Annotated in this window: 23 protein-coding genes; 11 read left to right on the top strand and 12 right to left on the bottom strand. The window is 72.7% G+C overall.

The features are described 5' to 3' along the window. Window positions 1–141: 141 nt before the first annotated feature. The gene (locus AB0F71_RS33665) at window positions 142–402 is read left to right on the top strand and encodes a hypothetical protein (protein ID WP_360242804.1); all 261 of its coding nucleotides are present in this window, start codon (window positions 142–144) and stop codon (window positions 400–402) included. Between the two features lie 44 nt (window positions 403–446). Here the strand turns inward: AB0F71_RS33665 and AB0F71_RS33660 are convergent, their stop codons facing one another. From AB0F71_RS33660 to AB0F71_RS33650, 3 genes are read right to left on the bottom strand one after another with little or no spacing between them, the layout of a single operon-like run. Further along, window positions 447–671 (bottom strand): DUF397 domain-containing protein, encoded by a 225-nt coding sequence (locus AB0F71_RS33660; protein WP_360242801.1) that lies wholly within the window; start codon window positions 669–671, stop codon window positions 447–449. A 59-nt stretch (window positions 672–730) separates the two neighbouring features. Then, window positions 731–964 (bottom strand): DUF397 domain-containing protein, encoded by a 234-nt coding sequence (locus AB0F71_RS33655; RefSeq protein ID WP_360242799.1) that lies wholly within the window; start codon window positions 962–964, stop codon window positions 731–733. Next, window positions 961–1,815 (bottom strand): helix-turn-helix transcriptional regulator, encoded by an 855-nt coding sequence (locus tag AB0F71_RS33650; protein WP_360242796.1) that lies wholly within the window; start codon window positions 1,813–1,815, stop codon window positions 961–963. Before AB0F71_RS33650 ends, AB0F71_RS33655 begins: the two co-directional genes overlap by 4 nt. Window positions 1,816–1,979: 164 nt before the next feature. Here AB0F71_RS33650 and AB0F71_RS33645 point away from each other — a divergent pair, with 164 nt between their 5' ends. The 3 genes from AB0F71_RS33645 to AB0F71_RS33635 all read left to right on the top strand — a co-directional run bounded on the left by AB0F71_RS33645 (window position 1,980) and on the right by AB0F71_RS33635 (window position 4,084). After that, window positions 1,980–2,393, top strand: coding sequence for an ATP-binding protein (locus AB0F71_RS33645; RefSeq protein ID WP_360242793.1), 414 nt, complete (start codon window positions 1,980–1,982; stop codon window positions 2,391–2,393). A gap of 42 nt (window positions 2,394–2,435) precedes the next feature. Beyond that, window positions 2,436–3,161 carry a hypothetical protein gene (locus AB0F71_RS33640; RefSeq protein WP_360242790.1) on the top strand — a complete coding sequence of 242 codons (726 nt, stop codon included), beginning with the start codon at window positions 2,436–2,438 and terminating at the stop codon, window positions 3,159–3,161. Window positions 3,162–3,274: 113 nt separating this feature from the next. Next, window positions 3,275–4,084: an alpha/beta hydrolase gene (locus AB0F71_RS33635; protein WP_360242787.1), complete on the top strand. Its 810-nt coding sequence runs from the start codon at window positions 3,275–3,277 to the stop codon at window positions 4,082–4,084. Window positions 4,085–4,161: 77 nt separating this feature from the next. On the opposite strand, the gene AB0F71_RS33630 is transcribed toward AB0F71_RS33635, so the two are convergent. Continuing rightward, a complete protein-coding gene (locus AB0F71_RS33630; RefSeq protein WP_360242784.1) occupies window positions 4,162–5,154 on the bottom strand; it encodes a helix-turn-helix domain-containing protein in 993 nt (330 codons plus the stop codon). A gap of 181 nt (window positions 5,155–5,335) precedes the next feature. Between AB0F71_RS33630 and AB0F71_RS33625 the strand changes: the two genes are divergently transcribed. Continuing rightward, window positions 5,336–6,724, top strand: coding sequence for an alpha/beta fold hydrolase (locus AB0F71_RS33625; RefSeq protein ID WP_360242781.1), 1,389 nt, complete (start codon window positions 5,336–5,338; stop codon window positions 6,722–6,724). A gap of 76 nt (window positions 6,725–6,800) precedes the next feature. Here AB0F71_RS33625 and AB0F71_RS33620 read toward each other — a convergent pair whose 3' ends face one another. From AB0F71_RS33620 to AB0F71_RS33605, 4 genes are all read right to left on the bottom strand, one after another. Then, window positions 6,801–7,358, bottom strand: coding sequence for a hypothetical protein (locus AB0F71_RS33620; RefSeq protein ID WP_360242778.1), 558 nt, complete (start codon window positions 7,356–7,358; stop codon window positions 6,801–6,803). Next, window positions 7,355–8,497 (bottom strand): serine hydrolase domain-containing protein, encoded by a 1,143-nt coding sequence (locus tag AB0F71_RS33615; protein WP_360242775.1) that lies wholly within the window; start codon window positions 8,495–8,497, stop codon window positions 7,355–7,357. The genes AB0F71_RS33620 and AB0F71_RS33615 overlap by 4 nt, the downstream gene beginning before the upstream one ends. A gap of 134 nt (window positions 8,498–8,631) precedes the next feature. Next, window positions 8,632–8,958, bottom strand: a complete 327-nt coding sequence (locus AB0F71_RS33610; RefSeq protein ID WP_360242772.1) for a hypothetical protein — start codon at window positions 8,956–8,958, stop codon at window positions 8,632–8,634. A gap of 86 nt (window positions 8,959–9,044) precedes the next feature. After that, window positions 9,045–9,308, bottom strand: coding sequence for a hypothetical protein (locus AB0F71_RS33605; RefSeq protein WP_360242769.1), 264 nt, complete (start codon window positions 9,306–9,308; stop codon window positions 9,045–9,047). A gap of 234 nt (window positions 9,309–9,542) precedes the next feature. On the opposite strand from AB0F71_RS33605, the gene AB0F71_RS33600 reads away from it, so the two are divergent. From AB0F71_RS33600 to rfbH, 3 genes are all read left to right on the top strand, one after another. Continuing rightward, window positions 9,543–10,127 carry a flavin reductase family protein gene (locus tag AB0F71_RS33600; RefSeq protein ID WP_360242766.1) on the top strand — a complete coding sequence of 195 codons (585 nt, stop codon included), beginning with the start codon at window positions 9,543–9,545 and terminating at the stop codon, window positions 10,125–10,127. Window positions 10,128–10,380: 253 nt separating this feature from the next. Continuing rightward, the gene (locus AB0F71_RS33595; protein ID WP_360242763.1) at window positions 10,381–11,001 is read left to right on the top strand and encodes a TetR/AcrR family transcriptional regulator; all 621 of its coding nucleotides are present in this window, start codon (window positions 10,381–10,383) and stop codon (window positions 10,999–11,001) included. Between the two features lie 298 nt (window positions 11,002–11,299). Further along, window positions 11,300–12,601 (top strand): lipopolysaccharide biosynthesis protein RfbH, encoded by a 1,302-nt coding sequence (gene rfbH, locus AB0F71_RS33590; protein ID WP_360242760.1) that lies wholly within the window; start codon window positions 11,300–11,302, stop codon window positions 12,599–12,601. On the opposite strand, the gene AB0F71_RS33585 is transcribed toward rfbH, so the two are convergent. The 3 genes from AB0F71_RS33585 to AB0F71_RS33575 form a co-directional block, all read right to left on the bottom strand. Next, complete coding sequence (locus AB0F71_RS33585; protein WP_360242757.1) at window positions 12,573–13,505, bottom strand: sugar nucleotide-binding protein; 933 nt, start codon at window positions 13,503–13,505, stop codon at window positions 12,573–12,575. The two genes, rfbH and AB0F71_RS33585, sit on opposite strands and share 29 nt — an antisense overlap. A gap of 129 nt (window positions 13,506–13,634) precedes the next feature. Then, window positions 13,635–13,829 carry a (4Fe-4S)-binding protein gene (locus AB0F71_RS33580; protein WP_360242754.1) on the bottom strand — a complete coding sequence of 65 codons (195 nt, stop codon included), beginning with the start codon at window positions 13,827–13,829 and terminating at the stop codon, window positions 13,635–13,637. 77 nt (window positions 13,830–13,906) lie between these two features. Further along, window positions 13,907–15,157 (bottom strand): cytochrome P450, encoded by a 1,251-nt coding sequence (locus AB0F71_RS33575; protein ID WP_360242751.1) that lies wholly within the window; start codon window positions 15,155–15,157, stop codon window positions 13,907–13,909. 295 nt (window positions 15,158–15,452) lie between these two features. Here AB0F71_RS33575 and AB0F71_RS33570 point away from each other — a divergent pair, with 295 nt between their 5' ends. Beyond that, a complete protein-coding gene (locus tag AB0F71_RS33570) occupies window positions 15,453–16,640 on the top strand; it encodes a cytochrome P450 (protein WP_360242748.1) in 1,188 nt (395 codons plus the stop codon). 97 nt (window positions 16,641–16,737) lie between these two features. Here AB0F71_RS33570 and AB0F71_RS33565 read toward each other — a convergent pair whose 3' ends face one another. After that, window positions 16,738–17,943 (bottom strand): nucleotide disphospho-sugar-binding domain-containing protein, encoded by a 1,206-nt coding sequence (locus AB0F71_RS33565; protein ID WP_360242745.1) that lies wholly within the window; start codon window positions 17,941–17,943, stop codon window positions 16,738–16,740. A 201-nt stretch (window positions 17,944–18,144) separates the two neighbouring features. On the opposite strand from AB0F71_RS33565, the gene AB0F71_RS33560 reads away from it, so the two are divergent. Next, a complete protein-coding gene (locus tag AB0F71_RS33560; RefSeq protein ID WP_360242742.1) occupies window positions 18,145–19,650 on the top strand; it encodes an MDR family MFS transporter in 1,506 nt (501 codons plus the stop codon). Window positions 19,651–19,765: 115 nt separating this feature from the next. Further along, on the top strand, window positions 19,766–20,629 hold the full coding sequence (locus AB0F71_RS33555; protein ID WP_360242740.1) for an aldo/keto reductase: 864 nt from the start codon (window positions 19,766–19,768) through the stop codon (window positions 20,627–20,629). Window positions 20,630–20,800 lie beyond the last annotated feature (171 nt).

The raw sequence follows: 20,800 nt of genomic DNA, 5'->3' as shown, positions 1-20,800 counted from the left end.
GGGGGGGGGGGGGCCCCCCGCGGGGGCGGCGCGGGGGGCGCGGGGGGGGGGGGGGGGGGGGGGGGGGTGCCCCCCCGGGGGGGGGGGGGGGGCCGGGGGGGGGGGCCCCCCCCCCCGCAACTGGCCGGTCAGTGCGAGTCGTTGCCGGGGTGGCAGGGGCTGCAGTTCGCGGCGTCCGCCCAGGTGACGGGGGTGCTGGTCGACGGGACGTCGGTGTGGGCGATGACCCGCGACAAGCTGACGCGGATCGACGCCGCGACCGGCCGGCAGCGCCGCGAGCTGGACGTCAACGACACCGCCTCGCTGTACCCGGTGGACCTGTCGGTGGCGGGCAGGGAGCAGTTCACGGTCGTCGCGGAGGACGGGACCAGGGACGAGCCGCCGGTCCGGGGAATCGGCTGAGGACGGCCCGGCCCGTTGGTGAACGGGCCGGGTCGGAGGGTCTGTTAGACGGTGAAGCGGGGGTCGCGGGCTTGGACGGCCTGGACGAAGGCGGTCCACTCGGCCTGGTTGAAGGCGAGGTGGGGGCGGTGGGGGTTCTTGTCGTCGCCGAGCCAGACGTCGCCGTTGTCGAAGCGGGCGATGATCACGCAGTCGCCGTTGTCGTCGCCGGAGAAGGGGGACTTGACCCACTGGGCGTCGGCGGGGTTGTGGTTGTACGGGTTGTGCATGATTGCCTCCCGATGGCCGGTGGCCCTGCTCATTGGTGTCGAGCAGGGCCACTGTCAGGTTAGGCGGTGAAGCGGGGGTCGCGGGCTTCGATGGCCTGGATGAAGGCGGTCCACTCGCTGTGGTTGAAGGCGAGGTGGGGGCGGTGGGGGTTCTTGTCGTCGCCGAGCCAGACGTCGCCGTTGTCGAAGCGGGCGATGATCACGCAGTTGCCGTTGGAGTCGCCGGAGAAAGGGGACTTGACCCAGTCGGCGTCAGCAGGATCGTGGGAGTAGGGGTCGTGCTTGCTGATCACGTCAACTCTTCCAACTTGTGCTCAAGTGCGGTGATGGTGTCCTCCGGCGACAGCGAATGTCGCTTCAGCCGAGCGAAGGCGCGTTCGGCTCGTCGTACATCGCGTCCCGACTTACGCGGGAGCATACCTCCGGCGGCTTCGATGAAGACGAAGCTCTCCTCGCCGGAGAAGTGCATCAGGGTGAGGCCGGAAGAGAGGATTGCTTGGCGTCCTGCGCTCAGCGGGACCATGCGCAGGGTCACGTTCGGCTGCTGTGCCACATCGATGGCATGACGGATCTGACCAGCCAGAATGTCGCGGTCGCCACCGACCAGGAGCGCGACCTCACCGAAGTAAGCCTCCAGATTGATCCGGGGTTCCTCGGTCAGTCGGCGCTGGCGTAGGACTCGAATCTCTGCCGCGGCCTCACGCTGGTCGTCGCTGAGGCCGTCGAGACCGGCGGCGATCACCTCTCGCGCATAACTCTCGGTCTGGAGCAGACCGGGGAAGGCGGACAGGAAGTAGTCGAGCATGTGCGTCGCATCAGCTTCGAGGCCGAGGAACTCCGCGAACGCGGCGCTGATTGTGTCGGCAAACTCGTGGTCTTCCCACCAGTGCTTCGAAGGACTGTCCGTGGCGAGACGCTCGATCTCGGCGCGGTCATCCCCCGTGATCCCGCAGTGGTCCAGGTAGGTGGCCAAGTCGGCGGCGCTCACTGGTAGACGGGCTCGTTCGATCTTGCTCAGCCGGGCAGGATTCCAGCCCCTCAGACCGGCGGTGACGTCGGCCAGCGTCTTGTTGTTCTCCAGCCGCCACTGCCGTAGTTCCTCGCCGAGGCGGATGTTCCTGATCGCTGACGGGTCTGTGCCCAACGCTGCCCTCCCTTGGATGTGCGGCCAGTCTAGCCGCGTTCAAGATCAACTAATTTGTTTCTTCTTTGGTGGCGTTCGGGTTGCAAATTCGAATCGAACTCCCCCACACTCAACGTGACCGCACGGACACGCACCTGACGTCGTGTCGAAGCGAAGGGGCACCCATGTCCGCGTTGAGCACACCTCTCCTCCGCACCTCCGAGCTCACCCTCACCGAGCACTCCACCTCGGTCCGCACCGCCCGCCACCACATCCGCAACCAGCTGGGCTTCTGGGGCTACTGCGGCGACACGGTCGACGACCTGGTCCTCATCGGCTCCGAGCTCGTCACCAACGCCGTCGTCCACGCCTGCCAGGGCCACGGCGAAATCCGCCTCTACCTCCAGGAGTTCGGCGGCGACTGCCGCCTCGAAGTGTGGGACCCGCGCTTCGACCTGCCGCTCCAGAAGCCCCGCCTGCGCCGCCTCAACGAGGGCGGCCGGGGCATCCAGCTCGTCCGTGAGCTCTCGCTCGACTTCGGCGTCGTCGTCCGCCGGGGCTCGGGCAAGCGCGTCTGGGCGCGCGTCCTCCTCACCTGACCCCCGCCGACCCTCCACCTACCCCGAGGAAGTCCACCCGCCATGCACCCCGCCGCGATCGCCTTCCGCAACCCCGCCGCCCTGCACGCCCGTTGCGACTACGGCCGCCCCCGCCGGCTCTACTTCGAGCCCGACTACGAGACCTGCGCCGTCGTCCCCGACCCCGACGCCTGGGAGCCCCTGCCCGGCGGCTACCCCGAGCGGTTCGCCCCCGGCTACTTCACCCCCGCCTCCGGTCTGATCGAGCTGTTCCGGCTCCCCGACACCGTCACCGACCGCGACACCGTCGCCGCCCTGGTCGAGACCCTCGGCGACCCCCACCCGATCACCCTCGGTGACGCCGAGGACCCGCCGGGCCTGCCCACCACCCACCTCCTCCCCGAGTCCGCCCGACGCCCCGGCCTCCACGTCGACAACCACCAGAACCTTCCCTACGGCGAGCGCCGGAAGGCCCGCCGACGACTCTGCGTGAACCTCGGCCCCGGCCCCCGCTACCTCCTCCTCGCCGACACCGACATCCTGACCATCTGCCGCTGCGTCCAGGACCGCTACGAGGACCACCACCCCTCCACCGACGACCTGCGCGCCTACCTCGCCCTCCACCGCCCGCTGCGCCTGCTCCGCCTGCGCATCGACCCCGGTGAGGGCTGGTTCGCGCCCACCTCCTTCCTCCCGTACGACGAGTCCACCGAGGGCCTGGCCCTGCCCTCCTCCACCTGCTCCTGGCTCGGTCACTGGGAGCCGCACCTCTTCGAGTCCCCGATCTGACCGGACCGTCCGTTCCGCCTGACCGGACCGTCCGTCCCGCCTGACCGGACTGTCCGTTCCGCGCGCCTGTGTCAGGCTGGTGAGGGAGCACCGCCGAGATCGGGAGGCTCGTGATGGCCGAGATCAGGGTGAACGGGGTCGGGCTGCACTACGAGGCCCAAGGCGAAGGCCCCGGTGTCGTCCTGGTGCACGGCTCGTGGACCGACGGTGACTCGTGGGCCCGGGTGATGCCGGGCCTGGCCGAGTCCACCACCGTCGTCGCCTACGACCGCCGGGGCCACAGCCGCAGCGAGGACCCGCTGACCCAGGGCTCGGTGCACGAGGACGCCGCCGACCTGGCCGGGCTGATCGAGGGCCTCGGGCTCGCTCCGGCCTTCGTCGCCGGGAACTCGTACGGTGCGCTGATCGCGCTGCGGCTCGCCTCCGTCCGGCCCGACCTGCTGCGGGGCCTCGCCGTGCACGAGCCGCCCGGCACCGGCATCCTGCTCACCGACCCGGAGCTGCGGCCGATCGCCGCCGCCCTCGCCTCCCGGACCGCCGCCGTCCGGGAGCTGCTGGAGCAGGCGGAGTCGGCCGCGGCGGCGGAGCTGTTCGTGGAGACCGTCGCCTTCGGGCCGGGGGCGTGGGCCCAGCTGCCCGCGCCGGTGCGGCACACCTTCATCCGCAATGCCCCGACCTACCTGGACGAGCTGCGGGACCCGGACGCGCTGGATCTGGACCTGACCGCGCTCAGCGGCTTCAACGAGGCCGTGCTGCTCACGCAGAGCGACGACAGTCCGCCGATGTACGGCGAGGTGCTGGACATCATCGACCTCACCCTCCCGAAGGCGGAACGGCACCTCTACCAGGGCGCCGGTCACGCTCCGCACCTGTCGCAGCCGGAGGAATGGGTGCGGGTGGTGCTCCCGCGCGCGTTGGTGTGAAACGGACCTGAGGGGCGCGAAATCAGGAGCACGCGCCCGCTCACGCGCCCATCGCCGTGCGCTCCGCCGTGCGCTCCTCAGTGCGACGTCACCAGCTCCTCCCCGCGCGGCGTCCGCCGGTACAGCACCTCCCGCCCGCTGCGCACCCGGCTGACCAGCCCCGAGCGGTGCAGCACCCCCAGGTGGTACGAGACCGTTCCGGGGCTGAGGAAGTGCCGGGCGGCCAGCGCCGCGGTGGTCGCCGGGTCCACCAGTGCGGCCAGCAGGTCCGCCCGGGTCGGCCCGACCAGCTGGGCCAGCGCGGGCGCTGGTGTCCGGGGCGCGGGCACGGACGGCGTGATCGGGTACATCAGCGTCGGCGCCCGGTGGCAGCCGTCGACCGTGTCGAGGATGACGTGGATCGAGCGGCTGACCAGCGTCGGCATCAGCAGCACCATGCGGGCCGGCAGGTCCACCTCGAAGCGGCTCTCCAGCTGGATCAGCCCGTCCGACCAGGAGAGTTCCGGGGAGAGCGAGTTGAACAGCGACCCGGTGCCGTACCGGGCGACGTGCCGGCCGCGCTGGTCGATCTCGGCCTCCAGTACCGCGCGGGCGTCCGGCCAGTACGGGGCGACCGCCAGCTCCCAGTACCGCCCCAGCTCGTCCGCGACCCGCTCGGCGAAGTGGCGCGGGCCGCGCCGCAGCGCGCTCAGCACCACGTCCGGCAGCGGCCGGCCGGCCAGGTTGGCGGCGGGCAGCCCGTGGCGGACGGTGTCCAACTCGGCCAGCACCCGGTCCGGGTCGGCGCGGCGGACGGCCTCCAGCTGCTCGGCGATCGTCGGGTCCGGCCCGGTCGGGTGCGGGGCGAGGAAATCGGGGAGGTAGCCGCCGGCCCGCTCCAGCGCCAGCCCGGACAGCAGCTCCAGCCCCTCCCGGCGCAGCACCCGGCGGGACCGGCCGACCCAGGCGTACGGGCCGGTACGGGAGTTGAGCGCGGAGGCGGCCGTCAGGGTGTTGACCGCCTCGTGCAACGGCGAGACGACGAACCGGGTGCGGGCGAGCCCGGTCGAGTCGATCGTGAGCCGGATCATGCCGTCCACCCCTCTGCCAGCCTGCCGGAACGGTCGGGTTTGTCGTCCTTTCGGTCGTCAACCCTTCGACCCTGGTCGAATCCTGGCACGAATGCTCGCCTTCGAAGTCACCCGGGCGCAGGCTTCTTCCCGTGACCGCGTCAGGACGGACGCGGCGCGAGCGGAAGGAACCCCGACGAACATGACGAGCACGCGCGGCCGCATCGCCGCCCTGCTGGGCGCCGTCGCGGTGGTCGCCGGCACCACCCTGGCCGGCCCCGCCGTCGCCGCCCCGGCCGAACCCCAGCGCCACGGCGGCGGCGTCACCGGGCAGGCCCCCTGCCAGGGCGCGCCCGAATTCACCTGTGGAACCATCACCGTGCCGCTCGACCACAGCGGCCGGACGCCCGGCACCCTCCAGCTCGACGTGGCGATGACCGGCAACGCCGACGCCCCCAAGGGCGACCTGCTGTTCCTTGCCGGCGGCCCGGGCCAGCCCGGCGTCCCGCTGATCCGCCGGATCGCGGGCAAGATCGCACCCGTCCTCAAGGACTACCGCCTGATCATGTACGACCAGCGCGGTACCGGGGAGCGGGCCCTCCAGTGCCCCGGCCTCCAGGAGGACATGGGCTCCTCCGACCTCGCCTTACCCCGCAAGCAGTCCATCGCCGACTGCGCCACCGCCCTCGGCCCGAACGCCCGCTACTACAGCAGCGCGGACACCGTCGCCGACATCGACCTGCTCCGCCAGGCCCTCGGCGACCACCGGCTGACCCTGGACGGCGTCTCCTACGGCACCTTCGTCGCCGAGCGCTACGCCCTCGCCCACCCGGCGCACGTGAACCGGCTGGTGCTCGACTCGGTGGTGCCGCAGGGCGGCTACGACCCGATGGACCTGGTCGCGCTGCCCGCCACCGCCCGGGTGCTGCGCACCGCCTGCCAGGCCACCGGCTGCACCACCGACCCGGCCGCCGACCTCGCCGCCACCGTGCGGAAGTACGGCAACGGCGCGCAGATCCTGGACGCGCTCACCAGCTACGAGTTCGCCGACCCCAACTACGGCGGGGTACCGGAAGCCCTGCACGAAGCGGCCGGCGGCAACCCGCAGAAGCTCCAGGCCTTCATCGACGACGTCCACAAGAACGACGCCGCCCCGGCCGAACTGCTCAGCCAGGGCCTGCACGCCGCCACCCTGTGCGCCGACGGGCGCTACCCGTGGGGCTCCTCGGACACCCCGGTGGCGGGCCGGGCGGCCGCGCTGGAGCGCACCCGTCAGCGGCTGACCGCCGAGCAGACCTGGCCGTACGACCCGGCGACCGCGACCGGCCTCGGCAGCCTGCTGGTCTGCCTGGACTGGCCGCGCGAGCCGGTGCCGCCGCTGCCGCCGGCGCACCGCAAGCTGCCCGACGTGCCGGTGCTGCTGCTCGGCGGGGACCGGGACCTCTCCACCCCGTACGAGTGGCTGTACCAGCAGGCGAAGCTGACCCACGACCCGCAGATCGTGATCGTCCCGGGGGCGGCGCACTCGGTGCAGACCCGGGCGGCCAACCCGGTCGGGCGGCAGGCGGTCTACGACTTCCTGCTCAAGTAGCCGGTCGGCTTCCTGCTCAAGTAGCCGGTCGGCGGCGGGCCGTTCCGCACAGGGGACGGAACGGCCCGGCGCCGGCTCAGAGTTCGGCCGCACCCCAGCCGTCGTCCGGCAGGGTGCGGTCCGGCTCGGGGCAGTCGGGGTGGTCGTAGCCCCAGAGGCCGACCTTGTACAACAGCCAGTCGTCCAGGGGCGGTTCGTCCCGGGAGATCCGGTCGGCCAGCACGAACGCGACCCGGACGTCCTCGGTCGGCGCCACCTCCAGGGTGCGCTGGTCGGGGATGTTCTCGTAGGTCACGGTCTCCCAGGCGAGGCCGGCCGCCGTCAGCGCGGCGACCAGCGCGGACTCGGTGACGCGGGTGTCGTACGTCAGCAACCCCGGGCCGTCCGCCGGGAGTTCGAGCTCCCCGTGCCAGGTCGGCAGCGAGAAGGAGCGGAGCCGGCGGCAGCGGCAGAACACCGTCCACGCGTCGCCCCAGCCGAAGGCGTGCGGCCAGCGGGTGCCCCTGTGGACCGGCCCCGAGTCGTACGGGTCGCCGAAGCGGGCGGCGAGTCGGGGCAGCGAGGCGTCGTAGCCCAGCCCGCCGAGGTCGGCGGTGGCGGCGAGTCCGATCAGCCGGTCGAGGAACGCCGTCACCCCAGGCACCCGCGCAGCGCCTCGATCAGCCGGTTGGCGCGGGCGTCGCCGTGGCCGATCATCCGGTTGGCGACGTAGCCGAAGCCGACGCCGAACTCGTCGTCGCCGAAGGCGAACTGGCCGCCGGCGCCGTCGTTGCCGAAGCTGCGCGCGCCGAGCAGCGGGCGGAACCCGGCGGAGTCCAGCAGCAGGCCGGAGCCCCAGCGGGCACCCAGGTCGAAGCCCAGGAAGCCCGCACCGGAGGAGACTTCGCGCACCGCGTCGGTCAGGGTGTCGGCGGACAGCAGCCGCTCGCCGCCGTCCAGGCCGGTGGCCGCGGCCGCGTAGAGGCCGGCCAGCCCGGTGGCGGAGGCGACCGCGCCCGCGCCGGGGAGCTCGACCGCGTGCAGGTCGGGGTCGTTCCAGCCGTGCGGCACGTCCAGGCCGGGGAAGACCAGGGCGCCGTTCATGGTGACGATCCGGGTGAGCAGGTGCTCCGGGCCGGGCATCGGGCGGCGGCCGTCGGCCTCCACCAGCCGGGCCAGGTGCGGGAGTTCGCTCTCCGGCAGGCCGATCCACAGCGGCAGGCCGAGCGGCTCGGCGATCTCCTTGCGCAGGAACGCGCCCGGGGTCAGGCCGGTGATCCGGCGGATCACCTCGCCGACCGCGAAGCCGAACACATGGCCGTGGTACTCGTAGGTGGTGCCCGGCTCCCAGAGCGGCTGCTGGGCCTCGATCGCGCGGATCACCGGCTCCCAGGCGGCGACCTCCTCGAACGGCAGCACCGCGTCCAGCGCCGGGATGCCGGCCCGGTGGCCGAGGATCATCCGGGTGGTGATGTCCTGCTTGCCGTGGCGCGCGAACTCGGGCCAGTAGCGGGCGACCGGGGCGTCCAGGTCGAGCCGGCCCCGCTGGGCGAGCAGCAGGGCGCTGATGCTCACCGCGCCCTTGGCGCAGGAGAACACCGGGACGACGGTGTCCTGCGTCCAGGCCCGGCCGGTGCGTTCGTCGGCGGTGCCGCCCCACAGCTCGACCACCTTGCGGCCGCCGACGAAGACCGTGACGGCGGAGCCGAGTTCGGGGAAGTCGGCGAAGTTGCCGGCGAAGGCGTCCGCGACGGCGCCGTAGTGTTCGTCGACCCAGCCCTGGTAGTCCTGCATGGTGTACCGCCCGCTCCGCGTGCTCCAAGATCGTTGACCGGACCACGGTACGGCGTCGGGACGGCCGGGGCGAGGGGAATTCCCCGGGGCGGGGAGGGTGGTACGGATGGGGCGGCCGGGGCGGGCCGTCCGGCTCAGTCCGCGGCGGGGTCGTACAGCGGCAGGAAGTTGACCACCGGCTCCTCGTAGGGGTGGGCGGCGCGTACGGCCGCCAGCACGGCGGCGGCCTGCTCCCGCTCGCAGGAGGACTCCACCCGGCACTCCTCGGCCCGTTCCACCTCGCCGGCCGTGCCCAGGTAGGGCCGGGCGGCGGGGGAGGGCAGCCAACTGCCGGTGATCCGCCAGACGCTGGTGCAGCGGGCGTACTCCCCGAGTCGGCCGGCGCCGGCGGCGTGGAGGGCGTCGACCACCTGCTCGACGTGGCTCTCGGGGACGGAGATCTCGATCTTCACGCGGGTCATGCCGGGGACTCTAGCGGGCGGCCGGTCGGGTCGGGCGGGGCGGTCGGGTCGGTGGGCCGCTCCGGCGAGGCGTGTGCCGGGCGCGGTCAGCGGGGGAAGCGGAGGACGAGTTCCTCCCAGAGACGGCGCTCCAGGGGGCTCAAGCGGTCGGTGGCGAGGGCTTCGGGGTGGCCGGACGGCAGGGCCGGGTGCGGGTCGGGAGCGGCGGTGTGGGCGGCGGGTACCCGGGTGGGCCCCGGACAGTAGGGGGGCGGGGGCGCCCAGCCCATCAGGTATCCCAGGTCGCCGACCCCCTGCCACCAGCGGAGCAGGGCCGGGATGGCGGTGCGCCATCTCGCTCGGTGCGGCATTGCGGTTCCTCCACCGTCCGTGGGTGCCGGTCTCCCAGCCTGTGGAGGTCGATTGTCGGAACGGCCGCTAAGTCGGGGCTAAGTGCTTCCGGCCGCCCCGACCCGGGGGCGGAGGTGCCGGGTCGGGGCGCGAGCAGGCTAGCCGGAGGCAAGTCCTGTATTAGCCCTGCGGAGGACCATGGCCGGGACAACGGCCAGGACGGCGGTTCAGGGAGCAACCGTGGAAGGATCCGGATGGCAGCGAACCGTATCGAAGCACTGAACGACCTGCTGGACGAGCCCCGGGAGGACGCGTTCGACCAGGCGGACTTCCGGCGGGTGCTGGGCCACTTCGCCTCCGGCGTGGTGGCGGTGACCGGGACGGACGGCGGGGAGCCGGTCGGGCTGTTGGTGAGCTCGTTCACGTCCGTCTCGCTGGACCCGCCGCTGGTGGCGTTCTGCGTGGCGCACACCAGTACCAGTTGGCCCCGGCTGCGGGGCGGCCGGCGGCACGGCATCTGCTTCCTGGCGGCCGGCCAGTACGGGCAGGCCCGGCGGCTGGCCACGGCCAGCGGGGACTCCAAGTTCCACGGGGTGGCCTGGTCGGCGTCGCCCGCGGGGATGCCGGTCCTCGACGGTGCGCTGGCCTGGCTGGAGTGCTCGGTGGAGGCTGAGCATCCGGCGGGCGACCACATGATCGTGGTCGCCCGGGTGCACCGGCTCGCCAAAACCGGGTGCAGCGCCGAGGCCGGGCCGATGGTGCTGTTCCGCGGCGGCTACGGGCGGTTCACCGCGGTCGCCCCGGCCCCGGTCGACGCCGCCGCGGAGGCCTCGCCGTGAGCCTGCCCGTCGGATCGGGGCCACCGGCGCGATCCTGAGGCCGCCGCCCGGGACGGTGCTTTCTTTGACGCCGGCCTTGGCGTCGCGCCACGCATATACCCTGGGGGGCTTGGACGGTGACGGACACTCAGGTGCCGGCCCGGGGGTGTGCGGGCCTCCGTGAGGGCCGGGCCGGTGCATAGGCTTCGGGCGATGAGAGGAGGACGGGGGCGGCTGACCGTCCGGCGCGTTCCGGCCGGCCCCCTGACCAGCCATGACCGCAGACCAACCGATGGGCATGCGGGCCCGCAACAAGCAGGCCACCCGTGAGGCGATCGGTGCCGCCGCGCTGCGGCTGGCGCTGGAGAAGGGCCCCGAGGGGCTGGCCCTGGTGCGGGTGCGCGACATCGCCGAAGCCGCCGGCGTGGCGCCCCGGACGTACAACAACTACTTCTCCAGCCGGGAGGAGGCGATCTGCGCCGGCCAGACCGACCAGTCCCGCCGCCTCGGCGGGGCGCTGCGGGCCAGGCCCGCGGAGGAGCCGCTCGGCGAGGCCCTCATCGCGGTGGTGGTCGAGGTCTTCGCCGATCCCGAGCCCGACCGGGCCGGGCTCGCGATGATCATGTCCACGCCCGCGCTGCAGGGTGAGGCGCTGAAGGCGTTCAGCATGGCCGAGGAGCCGCTGGCGGACGCGATCGCCGAGCGGACCGGCGCCGAACGCTGGGAACTGGCCCCGGCGGTGACGGCCGCCGTGGTCGCCGGGGCCGTCCGGGTGGCGGGCCGGTACTGGCTCAGCAGCGTCAACCCCCCGTCGTTCGCCGAGGTGCTGCGCGAGGCCCTGCGCCACGCCCTGGGGATCGGCCCCGGGCCCGACGGCCGCGCGGGGTGCGGCTGAGCCGCCGGTTTTAGATCCGACCAGGCTCGCTGTTAGGGACGGCGGCGAACCTGTCCCCGTGGGCACCCACTGAGGGTGCCCAGGGGGGAACGCTTCGTCCCGACGCGGCTCGGCCGATCGGTCGTGCCGCCGGTACCGGCTGCCCGGACAGGCCCAGACGGAGCGGAGCTCCGGCCGGCCCCGGCCGGGTCGAACTCCTGCACCTGGTCGACCGGGAACCCCGGCAGACCCGAGCCACGCCCTGGATCCGCCCGGCGGAAGCGCGCCGCACCGACAACGGCTACGGAGGTACCACCACATGGGTGAGGACAAGGAAGCGATCCTGAAGCTGGTGAGGGACTACCACCAGAGCCAGGCCGAGGGAGAGTTCGTCCCGGGGAGGACCCCGGTGCTCACCTCCGGCGCGGTCCTCGACGAGGAGGACCGCGCGGCGCTGGTCGAGGCGGCGCTGGACATGCGGATCGCGGCGGGCCCCAGCGCGCGCCGCTTCGAGCGCGACCTCGCCAGGTACTTCAAGCGGCGCAAGGCCCACCTGACCAACTCGGGGTCGTCGGCGAACCTGGTCGCGCTGACCGCGCTGACCTCACCGCAGCTGGGGGACGTGCGGCTGCGCCCCGGCGACGAGGTGATCACCGCCGCCGCGGGCTTCCCCACCACCGTCAACCCGATCCTCCAGAACGGGCTCGTCCCGGTCTTCGTCGACGTCGAACTCGGCACCTACAACCCGACGCCGGAGGCCATCGCCGCCGCGATCGGGCCGCGCACCCGGGCGATCATGACCGCGCACGCACTCGGCAACCCGTTCGCCGCCGAGGAGGTCGCCGAACTGGCGCGTCAGCACGACCTGTTCCTGATCGAGGACAACTGCGACGCCGTCGGCTCGCGCTACCGGGGCAGGCTCACCGGCACGTTCGGCGACCTCTCGACGGTGAGCTTCTACCCGGCCCACCACATCACGGTCGGCGAGGGCGGCTGTGTGGTCACCAACGACCTGGCACTCGCGCGACTGGTGGAGTCGATCCGCGACTGGGGCCGGGACTGCTGGTGCGAGCCGGGCGAGGACGACCGCTGCCTGAAGCGCTTCGACCAGCAGCTCGGCACCCTCCCGCCGGGCTACGACCACAAGTACATCTTCTCCCACGTCGGTTACAACCTGAAGAGCACCGACCTCCAGGCCTCGATGGGCGTGACCCAGCTGCGCCGCATCGAGGAGTTCGGCGAGGCGCGCCGCCGCAACTGGCGGCTGCTGCGGGAGGGGCTGGACGGGGTCCCCGGCCTGCTGCTGCCCGAGCCGACCCCCGACTCCGACCCGAGCTGGTTCGGCTTCGTGCTGACCGTCGAGCAGGACGCGCCGTACACCCGCCGCGAGTTGGTGGCGTTCCTGGAGGAGCGGCGGATCGCGACCCGTCGGCTCTTCGGCGGCAACCTCACGCGCCACCCGGCGTACGCGGACGTCACGTTCCGGGTGTCGGGCGACCTCTCGGTCAGCGACATCGTCACCGAGGACACCTTCTGGATCGGGGTGTACCCCGGGATCACCCCCGAGATGATCGACTACGTGGTCGGCTCGATCAGGGAGTTCGCGGGAGTTCCCCGCTGAGGGCGAGTTGGTCCCGCATCGTGGCCAGGGCGTCCTCGATGCGGGAGAACCGCACCCCGAGTACCCGGGTCGCGTGCTCGTTGGACACGTTCAGCCAGCGCGGGTACGGGCGTCCGGCGTCGCGCAGGTAGTCCGCGAGGCGGCCGCGGGCGGCGGGGGCCGCGTCGAGCCCGAAGGTGCGGGCCACCGTCACCGTGAGGTCGTAGGGGGACAGCGAGCTGCCGCCCGCGCAGTGGAACAGCCCGTCCGGCGGCCGGAGTTGTGCCACCCGCTCGACGGCCGTGGCGAACTCGTCGACGAAGGTGGGGGTCACCAGGGTGTCCTCGAACATAGGCGGGATCCGGCCGGCGGCGAGCCAGCCGACCAGCTTGCGGACCAGGTCCTCCTTGCGCCGATAGCGGGCCCGGAACGGGAAGCTGGGGCGGAGGACGGAGAACGCGCAGCCGGACTCCTGCACCTCGCGCTCGGCCCAGAGCTTGGTCCGGCTGTACCAGTCCAGCGGGTCGGGCCGGTCGGTCTCCCGGTACGGCTCCTCCTGGTCGCCGCTGAACACGTAGTCGGTGGAGACGTGGATCAGGTAGCGGCCGTGCCGGCGGCACGCGGCGGCGAGGTTCGCGGTCCCGTCGACGTTCACCCGGTAGCAGCGGCCGTCGCGGTCGCCGGTCTGCGCCGCCGCCGCGTTGAGGTCGGTGAACGCGGCGAAGTGCGCGACCACCTCGGCGGGGCTCTCGGCGACCGCCCGGTCCACCGCGGCGGCGTCCGTGAGGTCGCACTCCAGCTGGTGCCAGCGGTTCCGGCCGCCGAGTTCGGCGGCCCGGTCGCCGACCAGGCCGCGCAGGCCGGTGCCGGCCAGGGGGGACGACTGTTCGATGCCGGCCAGGGGGGACGACTGTTCGGTGTCCACGGGTTCTCCCGTCATCGGTGTCCGACGGCCCGTCGGAGGAGGCCGGCGCACGGCCGGCGACGACCGGCGGGCGCCGGGGCAGACATGGGGGGAGGCCGCCGGAACCGGCGGCCTCCCCCGTGCGGGCGCTCAGTCCTCGATCGACAGCGCCCGGGCCGGGCACAGGCTGACCGCGACCCGCACGGTCACGGTCGTGCCGGGGTCGGGACGGTCGGTCAGCAGCTCGACCATGCCGTCCTCGTCGTTCTGCTGGAAGACGCGGGGCTCGGTGAGCACGCACTGGCCGGCGCCGATACAGACGTCGCGGTCGACGACGATGCGCACGGGGGGTCCTTTCCGTTCGGAGTGGTCCGGGGAGGTGGCCGGGGCCGTCACGAGCCCGCCCGGCGCCGGGCGGACCGTCACCAGGTGACGGGCAGCTCGTGCAGGCCGTAGGTGTTGGAGTCCTGCTTGAACGGAAGCTCCGACACGGGCACGGCCAGCCGCAGACCCGGCAGCCGTGCGAACAGCGTGGTGAAGACGATCTCCAGCTCCGCCCGGGCGAGGTTCTGGCCCAGGCACTGGTGGATGCCGTAGCCGAACGCCATGTGGTGCCGCGCGCCCCGGTGGATGTCCAGCCGGTCGGGGCTGTCGAAGACCGTCTCGTCCCGGTTGGCCGAGCCCAGGCCGAGCAGGACGCCGTCGTCCTTGCGGATCGTCACGCCGTCGATCTCGATGTCCTCGCGGGCCGTCCTGAGCAGCACGTCCGAGATGGTGAAGTACCGGAGCAGTTCCTCGACGGTCCGGCCGATCCGGCTCGGGTCCGCGATCAGCTCGGCCACCACCTCCGGGTTCTCCAGCAGGCCGGTGGTGCCCAGCGCGATCATGTTCGCGGTCGTCTCGTTGCCGGCGACCAGCAGCAGGTAGGCCATCTGGATCAGGCCCATGTGGGTGAACACCCCGGTCTCCCGGTTGTTCACGACGAGCCGGCCGAGCACGTCGTCGGTCGGCTCCTGTTCCTTCTCCCGGATCAGGCCGTCGATGAAGGTGGCCAGTTCGATCATGGCGGTGCGGCGTTCCTCGGGGGTGCTCGCGCGGCTGAGCATCGCCGAGGTGCGGGTGTGGAAGAACTCGCGGTCGGGCGGGTGGACGCCGAGCAGTTCGGACAGCACCATCGAGGGCACCCGCACCGCGACCGTGCCGACCAGGTCCGCGCCGGGGCCGGCGGCGATCAGGTCGTCGATGCAGCTCTCCACGATCTCCGTGATGCGGGGCCGCAGCTCCTGGATCCGCCGGACGGTGAACTCGGCGATGACCATCCGCCGCGGCGCGGAGTGCTCCGGCGGGTCCAGCCCCACCAGGGTGTTGCCCATCGCCTGGGACTCCCCGCCCTGGGCGCCCTCCTCGGAGAGGCCGAGCGGGACGAGTAGCGGCAGGTTGGGGTGGTGGTGGTCCGAGCTGATCCTCGGATCGGTCACCAGCGCGCGCACGTGCGCGTAGCTCGTGACCAGCCAGGCTTTCTGCCCGCTGGGCAGCGCGACCTGGGTGACCGGCCGCTCGGTGCGCAGCCGCGTGTACATCGGCGCCGGGTCGAGCGGGCAGCCGCGCGACATCGGGAAGTCGGGCACCTCGGGAAGGTCGCCACTGTGCGGTGCCGACGTGGCCTCGGTCATGGCAGCTCCTGTTTCGGCGGCGGTGCGGCACGGCCGGAGTCGTCGGATTTCCGGCGCCGCGGGATTACCGACACCACGGGAATACCGGCGTCATGGGATTGCCGGTACCGCGGTCGTCGGAATTCGTTTGTCCATGGCGGATGTCAGGCTAGCGGTGAAATCTAAAATCTCACTAATATGCGGTCCCGGGTATTTTTTCCCACGACAGGCTGCCGGTTCGTTGATAAATTGGGCCGCTGTCGCGGGCCGCGAAACGGGATTCGCCAGAATCCCGCGGCCCGATACGGGAGGTGTGATGAGCACGGGCGAAACCGTCCGGATGCCGCTGTTCACCGACGGCGGCGCCGAGCTCCTGGAATGGATGCGGCGGATGCGCGACGAGCAGCCGCTCTGGCAGGACGAGCGCGGCCACTATTTCGTCTTCCGGTACGACGACGTCCAGGAGGTGTTCTCCGACCCGGCGCGCTTCTCGTCGAACATCGGCCGGCTCATGCCGGTCTTCGGCGAGGAGAAGCTCAGCGCGAACCTGCCCTGGCAGGATCCGCCGGACCACCGGAAGCTGCGGCAGCTGGTCAGCCAGGCCTTCACCCCGAAGACCGTCGCCGCCCTGCGGCCACGCATCGGTGAGATCGTCCAGGAGCTGCTGGCCGCCGCCCCGGACGACACCTTCGACTTCGTCGAGTACCTGGCCTACCCGCTGCCGGTCATCGTGATCGCCGAACTCCTCGGCATCTCGCCGGCCGACCGGGCGTTCTTCCGGCAGTGCGCCGACCGGCTGCTCGGCATCCGGGCCGACGACTCGGAGTCCGACCAGGCCGCGGCCCAGGCCATCGCGGACACCACCAAGGAGCTCGACGAGTACCTGGTGGCCGAGGTCCGGCGCCGGCGCTCGGACGGGTCGACCGGGGACGTGCTCGGCGCGCTGGCCGCGGCGGAGCTCGACGGGCAGCGGCTGACCGACCTCCAGGTGGCCACCTTCGCGGCCCTGCTGCTCAACACCGGCCACATCACCACCACGCTGCTGCTCGGCAACACCCTGCTCTGCCTGGGGGACACCCCGGAGGCCGAGGCCCGGATCCGGGCCGACCGGTCCCTGGTGCCCGCGGCGCTGGAGGAGGTCGTCCGGTGGCGCCCGCCGTTCCCCCGGGCGCTGCGGATCGCCACCGAGGAGCTGGAGTTGGCCGGCGGCGTCATCCCGGCCAACGGGATCGTCATGCCGTCGATCCTGTCGGCCAACCACGACGAGCGGCAGTTCCGGGAGCCGGAGCGGTTCGACATCGACCGCGACCCGAACCGCCACGTCGGGTTCGGCCACGGCATCCACTTCTGCCTCGGTGCGCCGCTGGCCCGGCTGGAGACCGAGATCGCCCTCAACGGACTCATGGACGCGTTCACCGAGCTGCGGGCCACGGGCGACGCGGTCTTTCACGACTCGGAGTTCTACGGGGTCAAGAAGATGACGGTGTCCGCCCGGCGGTCGTGAACGACGGCCGGCCGGCCGGACGATGACGGGACGACGACGGGCGGGACGCCTCCCGGTGCCGGGAGGCGTCCCGCCGGGCCGGGGCCGGCCGGTGCGGTCAGGCCAGCTGCTCCAGCGTGCGCACCAGGTCGGCGGGCGACGGGGCGGCGGCGATCTCGTCGCGCATCTTCCGGGCGGCGGCCCGGATCCCGTCGTCGGCGAGCGCCGAGTCGACCGCGGCGCCGATGGCCTCGGTGCCGGCTTCGGTGCCGCTCAGGGTGATGCCCGCGCCGCTCTCGCAGAAGTTCGCCGCGTTCGGCGGTCGTTCCACCAGGGGGAGCAGGACCTGCGGGACGCCGAGCGAGGCGGCGGTGAGGATGGTGTTGGTGCCGCCCTCGCTGATCACGGCCTCGCAGTCGGGCACGAGCGCGTGCAGCGGAAGGCCGTCGGCGAGGCGGATCCGGTCCGGGAGCGGGCGGTGCCGGACCCGGTCGATCCCGCTGCCGGTGAGGACGACGTCGACGTCCCGGGCGGCGAGCGCGTCGAGGACGCGGGTGAGGACGGGCGCCTCACCGACCCCGCCGTCGGGCTCGCCCCGCTCGCCCCAGCTGACGCAGACCTGCGGGCGGCCGCTCGGCTCCGGGGTCCGGTCGGGCGCGGCGGCCGCGCCGTCGTACGAGACGAAGCGCACGGGGATGCGGGCGGGTGCGTCCGGTACCTGCACGCTGCCCGGCCAGGGGTCGATGCTGCCCGACGCGTAGTCGTCGCGGACCGCCGCGCCGAACTTCGTGAAGAGTTCGGCCAGCCCGGTGGGCCAGTTGGGGGTGTACTCGTCGCCGGTCGTCGGCCCGTGCATCGGGTTGTGGGTGCGGTGCATGATGTCGGGCCCGGTGAGGTGGCGCAGCAACGGGATGTCCCGCGCCGCCGCGACCAGCGGTGCGGCGAAGGCCATCGGATCGGCGACGACGAGCTGCGGGCGCCAGTACTCGGCGAACCGCACCAGGTCGGGGGCGGTGCGGACGGCCGTGTCGACCAGGGGGGCGAACCTGAGGTCGAGGAGCCTGCGCCGCTCGTCGTCGGATGCTTCGGCGAGGAGGCCGGGAGTGGCGGGCCGGCCACCGGGAGGGGTGGGCGCCGCGGGTGTCGCCGGGTGCGGTCCGGCACCGATCTCGGCCGGGGTCAGTCCGGCCCGGACCACCGCCTCGGTGAGGTCGGGCGGTGCGGCGATCCGCACCTCGTGCCCGGCCGCCCGGCAGGCCCAGGCCAGCGGTGCGACGAAGTACAGGTGGGAAGCCCTGGGGAGCGGGGCGAAAAGGATACGCACAGGGTCACCTCTCGGGATGCTGGGGGCCCATGGAAGCCCGGTGCGCTAAAGGAGGGCTGAACCCTCTCGGGCTCGCCGCCGAGCCGTCGTGATCGGCAGAGTTCTGCAGAGTCTGCAACTGGTTGCGTGTCACGCAAGCTTGTGGGAGCCTGATGCCGTGATCGAAAGGCCCGGAAGTGCGGACGTTCGCGAGGGAGTCTGATGGCGCAGAGTTCGAGTGACGCCCAGCCCGCAGGCAAGAGCCAGCCGTTACCACCGGAGCTGCTGAGAGTCGCCGGGGTCGTCCTGATCGGCCTGCTGGTGATGCAGCTCGACGGGACCATGGTCAGCGTGGCGCTCAACACGCTCGCCCACGACCTGTCGGCCTCGGTGGCGACCCTGCAGTGGGTGGTGACCGCCTACCTGCTCGCCCTGATGGTCGGCATGCCGCTCGCCGGCTGGGCCGCGGACCGCTTCGGGCCCCGGACGATGTGGATCGTCTCGCTGGCCGTCTTCCTGGTCGGATCGGTCCTGTGCGGCCTGTCCACCTCGATCTGGATGCTGGTGGCGGCCCGGGTGCTGCAGGGCCTCGGCGGCGGGATGATGGTCCCGGTCGGCCAGGCGATGCTGATGCGGCTCGCCGGCATGGAGCACCGGGCGAAACTGGTCGCCCTGATGGCGATCCCCGGCATGATCGGCCCGACACTCGGCCCGGTCCTCGGCGGGGTCATCGTCGACGGCATCGACTGGCGGTGGATGTTCTTCATCAACATCCCGATCGGCGTGATCGCCTTCCTGGTGGCGGGCCGCAACCTGCCGAACATGAAGGCGGAGACCGCCGCCAAGCTGGACGTGCTCGGGGTGCTGCTGCTCGTCCCCGGCCTGGTGGCCATCGTCTACGGCTTCTCCCGGGCGGGCACGGTCGGCTTCGGCAGCGGCCAGGTGATCGCGCTGCTCGCGGTCGGCGTTGCGCTGCTCGCCGGATTCGGCGTGCACGCCGCGCGGCCGAACGTCGACGCGCTGGTGTCGATGCAGATGTTCAAGTACCGGGGCTTCGCGACGTCCTGCACTCTGCTGCTGCTGGTCGGGCTCACCATGGGCGCCGGCATCGTCCAGCCGCTGTTCCTGCAGCAGGTCCACGGTGAGAGCCCGATGAGCACCGGCGTGCTGCTGGTCGCCTTCGGGGTGGGCTCGGTGGTCACCTCCGTCCTGCTCGGTCGGGTGTTCAACAAGCTCGGCCCGCGGCTGGTCGGCGTGGTGGGCATCGTCCTGGCGATCGCGGGCGCCGCCTTCTACCCGCTGTTCGACGCGGGCACCTCACGGGTCCTCATCATCACGGCCATGCTGGTCTCCGGCGTGGGCCTGGCGATGGTGGTGCTGACCATGTCGACCGCACTCTACGTCGGGCTGCCGCCGCAGCAGATCGCCCGGGCGACCGGCGCCTCGCGGATCTTCCAGCAACTCGGCCTGTCGGCCGGCACCGCCGTGATCAGTGTGGTGCTCCAGATCCAGCTGTCCGACCAGACGGACCGGGCGCCCGACGGCACCGTCGGCCCGACCGGTCTCGCACACGCCTACAGCACCACCTTCTGGTGGGGCGTCGGCTTCCTGGTCCTCGCGGTCGTGCCGACCCTGTTCCTGCCGAAGACGGTGGTGGCGCCCGCGCCGGTTCCGCGACAGGCGGCCGAGGCCGCCCAGTCGCAGGGGGCCCAGCCGCAGGAGGCGTGACCGGCCCGGTGCGGCGATCCGGCCCGGCGGTGTCCGCACTGCCGGGCCGCGTGCGTCGGGGGCCCGACCTGCTCAGACCTGACCTGTCCAACCGACAACCCGAGGATGCACACACATGACCACCACCACGGCCTCCTCCGCCGGGGAATTCCTGCTCGGCGGTGACCTGCGGGTCAACCGGCTCGGTTTCGGAGCGATGCGGATCGCCCTCGGCGGCTCGGTGCGTGACCCCGAGTCGGCCGTCGCCGTCCTGCGCCGCGCCGTCGAACTCGGCGTGAACCACATCGACACCGCGGGCTTCTACGGCTTCGGCGACCTCCAGTCGCACGAGACGATCCGTCAGGCGCTCTCCCCGTACCGTGACGACCTGGTGATCGCCACCAAGGTCGGCCCGATGCTGGAGGGCGGTGTGGTGCCCACCGCCGAGGCCACCCCCGAGCAGCTGCGCGGCCTGGTCGAGGAGGACCTGCGCCGGCTCGGCGTGGACCGCCTCGACCTGGTCTACCTGCGGGTCGGCGGCATGGGCGAGCCGGGTGGCGAGTCGATCGGCGACCGCTTCGAGGCCCTGGCCGAGCTGCACGCCGAGGGGTTGATCCGGCACCTGGGCGTCAGCAACGTCGACGCGGCCCAGCTCGCCGAGGCCCGGGCCATCGCCCCGGTGGCCGCCGTGCAGAACCAGTTCCACGTGCACCGCCGGGCCGACGCCGACCTCCTGGCGATCTGCGAGCGGGCGGGCATCGCCTACGTGCCGTTCTTCCCGCTCGGCGGGGGCGGCGAGAAGATCGACCCGGCCCGGGTGGAGGCCGTCGCCGCCCGCCACGGCGCGACCACCCATCAGGTCGCGCTGGCCTGGCTGCTCGCCCACTCGCCGGCGGTGCTGGCGATCCCGGGCACCAGTGTCCTGGAGCACCTGGAGGAGAACGTCGCCGCGGCCGGCCTGGAGCTGACTACCGAGGACCTGACCGAACTGGCGGGCTGAGGACGCGGCTGCGTCCGGGCGCCACCGGCGCCGCCCGTCGGCGGCCCCGGGCGCGGCGGCAGCGGACCCCCTTCGGCGAGGACATGATCCTCGCCGAAGGGGGTCCTCGGCGTTCCGGGCACGTGAGGCCGGTGACGGGGCCGGGCCAGGGGCCCGCGGCCGGGGGGACCG

Source organism: Kitasatospora sp. NPDC028055, from assembly GCF_040637885.1.
Lineage (GTDB): Bacteria > Actinomycetota > Actinomycetes > Streptomycetales > Streptomycetaceae > Kitasatospora.
The sequence above is the reverse complement of the archived record's forward strand: the minus strand, read 5'-3'. Positions and strand labels throughout refer to the sequence as shown.